This is a genomic window from Geminocystis sp. CENA526 (genome assembly GCF_050753365.1).
Classification (GTDB): domain Bacteria; phylum Cyanobacteriota; class Cyanobacteriia; order Cyanobacteriales; family Cyanobacteriaceae; genus Geminocystis.
The window spans coordinates 1-5,549 of sequence record NZ_JBLZFY010000170.1; the positions used below are offsets into that span (position 1 = coordinate 1).

Here is a 5,549-nt window from a genome sequence, read left to right on the forward strand (position 1 = left end):
CTCTAATTGTACTTGACGTAAGGAGTTCGATCGAGCCTCCCCCCTCATTAACCGTTGATAATAATTAGTCATCAATTCTTGGGTAGTCAAATCAAAGACATCCCATAAACTCATTAATTGACTTTGCGCCCCTGCTAACACAAACGCCCTTCTTAAACCATAGACTCCTTCTCCATTTTTTATTTCCCCGATTCCCGTTTGACAGGCGGACAAAACTACTAATTGTGTACCCCATAAATCCAAACTGGAGGCATCCAACGCCGTTAAAGCGCCTTCCATATTATTCTTAATGGGATTAAATCCCGCAAAAGCTAAACCTGATCTCAATAACGGGTTTTCCTGAGCAATCATGGTAAGCTGATTTTGGATATTAGACTGATTAATAGTTGTCACCGATGAAGACTCTAAATTAGGCAGAAAAAAGCCATGGGTAGCTAGATGTAAAATTTTAGGCGCTTTCACTTTGGTAATATTTTCCGCTAAAGCCTCATTTTCTGTATAAACCCTTGCCTTCGGTAACAGGGGAATAATTGCTTGGGCTTCTCCTTTTGTGCCTTCTAAACTTCCACAACACCAACCTAATTGATCTAAATCGATCGATCGTTTACTATTACCTCTAATACCAGCATTAGCCACCAAAGAAGGATTTATCTCTAAATCATAGGTAGGATTAGCCACAATTACCGCCTCCGATTGAGGAGGAAACTGAGTTTGCAATCTTAATAAATCTCGACCACTGGTAAGATAATTAATAGAGTAATCTTCTACTAGATACTTTCCTTGTTCATCTTTTAACGCTACAAAAGGAATAAGATTAAGTTGACTATCAGGGGAAATCAAAAGAGTTTTTTTATCATTGAGAAAAGGCAATAGTGGGTTAAACATCAATAGATAAAGCTCTTTGCTATGATTAGTTAAAGTCTCTATGTCGCTAATATCTGCTAAATCGATGCGTAACTTTTCAATCAGTTTATCGATGGTTTCCACTTCCCCTAAATCTATCCCTTGAGGCATCCCGTCAGAATGCAAAACATAGGCAACATAGTGAGGTTTTTCAAATTTTCTAGTAGTTAAGTTATAAGGGTTATAAACTAAATATTCGATTAAAGCCGTGTCTTCGGGGATAAGATTTTGGATACTATCTAAGGTAACAGATTGATTAATCGATCGAAACTCCGCACTTTGAGAAGATAAGTCTGTTTCTAATGTACGGATATTTTGCTGTAAATTATCGATTAATTGTTGATAGACTTGAGGAGATAATTCTCCAGCGCCTTGAAATGCCAAAGACGCTAACTGACTTCTTTTTTCCGCCAAATTGTCGAATAAAGTTTGTATTTCAGGAGTTTGTTTTTGGCGCAGACTCACAATAATATTGCTTAAAGCATCTAAAACTCTCCCTTTTCTTCGCAGTATAGTAGTTAAAGCTAAAGAGGAGGCTTGAGGATTATTTTGTGCTGACTGAAGATGTAAACTGATAACAACATTTGTGGAATAAGCAAGGGTGTTGATATATGCCTGTTTGCGAGATTCATCACCAATGGTATTAAGAAAATCCGTCAGTCTTTCTTCTTCTAAATTTGTACCCTGAGTTAAATAGTCGAAGGCTGAATTAAGATTATTTTCTTCCCAATAAAAGCCTCCCAAATTATTTAATAGAGTAGCGATGTTAGGATGTTTTTCTCCTAAAGTTGCTTTATAAATATCTAAACTCTGTTTAAAAAATGTCTCCGCTTGGGGTGAGTTTCCTTGCAGTTGAGACAGTAAAGCCAAATTATTGAGAGATTGTGCAATATCAGAGTGTTTTTCCCCTAATATTCTTTTTCTGATGGCTAAAGACTCTTGATATAAAACCTCTGCTTCTTGGTATCTTTCCTGTAAACGGTACAATTCTGCTAAATTATTGAGAGAAGTAGCAGTGTCTGGATTATTCGCCCCAAAATTTTTCCTATAGATAGCTAAAGATTCTATATAAAGAGGCTCGGCTTTGTCAAAATCTTCTAATTGATGATACATTAGTGCTAAATTATTCAAAGATTGTGCTGTATCAGGATGAGTTTCTCCTAATATCTCTCGACGCTTGGTTAACACTTGTAGGTATATTTTTTCTGCTTCTTGATAGTTACCCTGTAAACGATATAACTCTCCTAAGTTGTTGAAAATAGTTAACGTATCAGGATGATTTTCTCCTAATGTTTTTTGATAAATACCTAAGGCTTGTTGATAAAAGGATTCTGCTTTTTGATAATGCCCCTGTTGATGATACATTAAAGCTAAATTATTTAAAGATTGAGCAGTATCGGAGTGATTTTCTCCTAACACTTCTTTTCTGATATTTAAGGCTTGTTGATAGAAGGATTCTGCTTTTTGATAATCTCCTAAAGTATAAAAAAATAATCCTAAATTATTGATAGATTGAGCAATATTAGGATGTTTTTCTCCCAAAATTTTCTTTGAGATAGTTAATGATTCTTGATAAAAAGATTTCGCTTTTTGATAATTACCTTGTATTCGGTATAACTCAGCTAAATTGTTGAGTAATGTGGCAATGTCGGGATGATTTTCTCCGAAAATTTCTTTTTTAATATCTAAGGCTTGATAATATAAAGATTCAGCTTTTTGATAGTCTCCTTGACTATAATATACCAGAGCTAAATTATTTAAAAATATGGCACTGTCGGGATTATTTTTTCCTGCTACTTCTTCGGCGATAATTAAGGCTTTTTCGTAAAAAGATTTTGCTTGAGGATAATTTCCTTGTAAACGTTGCAATTCTCCTAAGTTATTCAATAAGGTAGCAACGGTGATATTTTTTTCTCCTGAGAGTTTTTTGGTGATAGTTAATGCTTCTTGATATAAAGATTCGGCTTGTGGATAGTTTCCTTGACTATGATATATTTTTCCTAAGTTATTGGTAAAAATTGCTGTATTTAGGCTTTCTTTTTCTTCCGTATTTTTGATAATATTTAATGCTTTTTGATATAACAATTCTGCTTTTTTATAATCTCCTACTGTAAAATATAATTCTCCTAAATTATTATTTAATATTGCAATATCAACGTTATTTTCTCCTAATTCTCCTTTCACAATTTCTATCACTGTTTCTAGCCGAATAATTGCATTATGATAGTCTCCTTTACTTAATAATTCTTCTATTTCAGTGCCTAATTTCTCTATTAGGGCAACTTTTTCTTCATGGGTTTGACTAATTATAATATTATTATTTAGTTCGATCGAACCTTTAGTTTCAGCTAAGATATTAGGGGGTAAAGTTATCCCTGAAACTAGACTTAAAATAACACTAAAAAATAGAGATTTAAAAAGATATTTTACCATAATAAAAGAATGGAAAATTTAGAATTAACAATTGAGAATTGATACAAAAAATAAAGATTGATTGAGATTGCTTCGTGCCTCGCAATGACATTACTTATTCCTTCTTACTCATTACTTATTACTTATTACTTATTACTTCTTACTTATTACTTCTTACTTTTTACTTTTTACTTTTTACTTTTAATAAATTAAGATTCCGATAATCAAAAATAATAATAAAACTACTGCAATATTTAAACAACCTAAATTACCTTTCATACTTTTAATCATAGCAAGTTGTTCTCTTCTTTTGATCATAAAATATTCGATCGTCTGATTAAGTTTATCATCCTGTATCTTAAAATTATTAAATATTTTCAAGAAATTTTCAGAATAAATAAGTTCATTTTCTTGAATCAATTCAGAAATTTGAGTTTCTAAGTTAAGTTTAAAGGTATCAATATCTTTATATATATCTTCTCCTGAGAGATATTTTATCTTCAATAATTTATCAGTAATTTCCATAAAATTTTGCTTTAACAATTCCTGCTCTTCTTGTAAGTTTAAGCTATGGTGATAATAGTCTTTTAAAAAGTCAGTAAAATCTTGAAAATGCTCAAGTGTTTCTGTTTCATTATTTTTGAGAATTTCTAGTTTTTCTAAAACTTTATCTGAAGGGGATATATTATCAATATAAATCTCTCCTTTTAAGGTTAATTCCCATGATTCTCCGCTAGGTAAAATATTCACTAAACTTGGTTTTATTAACACTAAATTACCTTGATCATTTATTATATCTCCATCAATTTTAAATAAAGATTCTATATGATTTTGCCATCGATGAAATCTAATTTTGCGATTACTATTGGGTACTAACCAATAATTTTTACTCAGTTGATTTTCTACTAAAATTATCCAATAATAACCGTTATTTGTAGAGTCTAAGATAACTTTTTTATGATTTTTTTCTTCTCCAGAAACTGACACCATTACGGCATAGTCTGCAAAAATTTGAGGTGTATAATTGTAGATATTAATAAATTGCTCTTCTGTCAGATTTAAAGCCTTCGGTTGTGGATTAGATTTACTGCCAGTAACGATAACTTTTTGACTAGCTTTTTCTAGCTGTTTTACCTGTTTATCTATTTCTTGAATTTTATTATATATTGCTTCTAATTCTTGAGAATTAGCCTGAATTTCTGACATATAATTACGTTATTAATCTATTTATAGAATAACTACTTTATGTGCTATAATGTTATTTAACTCGATCGAACCTCGAACTTTATTTATCTTAAAGGTTTTTTTGATCGAGAGGACAAACAATTAAAAACAGAATATTTTTGGTACATTAGAAACAATAGCAAAATTAGATTAAATTTGAAAAAATACTATGGCAACAACAAGTAATTTTCGGGAAGCCATTAAAAAGGCTCAAAATCAGTCTTTAGTAGGTCCTAACGTTATCAACAAGGCGCTACCCTATTTAGGAGGGGGTTTAGTCTTAACTGCTGTCGGCACTTATGGCGGTTTGGGTATGATTACCTCTAACCCTGCTTTATTTATGCCTACCTTCATCGGTGCAATTATTCTGCAATTAGTCCTCTTTTTTGTAGTTAGAGGTATTGCTGAAAGAGCCGATAACAGTATTGCTTTACCCTTGTTAACGGTTTATAGTCTCCTCACAGGTTATACCCTCAGTGGTATCGTTTTTGTGGCATTAGGCACAGATGGAGTGGGTATTAATGGAGTAGCCATTGCCGCTTTAGCTTGTGGCATCACTTTTGTCTTTGCAAAAAATATTGGCTCAAATCTCGGTGAAGAAGACGGATTAGCCTTAACCAAAACAGTGCAACTGGGTATAATCGGGCTTTTTGTGGTTATTCTCTTACAATTAGTATTGAGTTTCTTTGGTGTTTTCACCCCCAGTTGGTTAGAAATTGGTATCTCTGGTTTGGGTGTCTTTCTTTTTGTAGGTGCATCAGTAGTTGATTTTTATGTATTACCCCGTGCCTACCGTGATGAGCAATATTTATCTGCCGCCCTTTCCATGTATCTTACCTATATCAATCTTTTTGTCTTTATTCTTAGACTTTTAATCGCTATTAATAGTCGTGACTAATAAAAAAAGTAATAAGTAATAAGTAATAAGTAATAAGTAATAAGTAATAAGTAATAAGTAATAAGTAATAAGTAATAAGTAATAAGTAATAAGTAATAAGTAATAAGTAATA

3 protein-coding genes are annotated in these 5,549 nt (G+C 32.0%); 1 reads left to right on the forward strand and 2 read right to left on the reverse strand.

What is annotated here, in order from left to right; translation table 11 throughout:
* A partial coding sequence (locus ACN4EE_RS21825; protein WP_431708624.1) for a CHAT domain-containing tetratricopeptide repeat protein occupies positions 1-3,336 on the reverse strand: 3,336 nt, incomplete at its 3' end.
* A 180-nt stretch (positions 3,337-3,516) separates the two neighbouring features.
* Complete coding sequence (locus ACN4EE_RS21830; protein WP_431708625.1) at positions 3,517-4,521, reverse strand: hypothetical protein; 1,005 nt, start codon at positions 4,519-4,521, stop codon at positions 3,517-3,519.
* Between the two features lie 187 nt (positions 4,522-4,708).
* On the opposite strand from ACN4EE_RS21830, the gene ACN4EE_RS21835 reads away from it, so the two are divergent.
* The gene (locus ACN4EE_RS21835; protein ID WP_431708626.1) at positions 4,709-5,437 is read left to right on the forward strand and encodes a Bax inhibitor-1/YccA family protein; all 729 of its coding nucleotides are present in this window, start codon (positions 4,709-4,711) and stop codon (positions 5,435-5,437) included.
* Positions 5,438-5,549 lie beyond the last annotated feature (112 nt).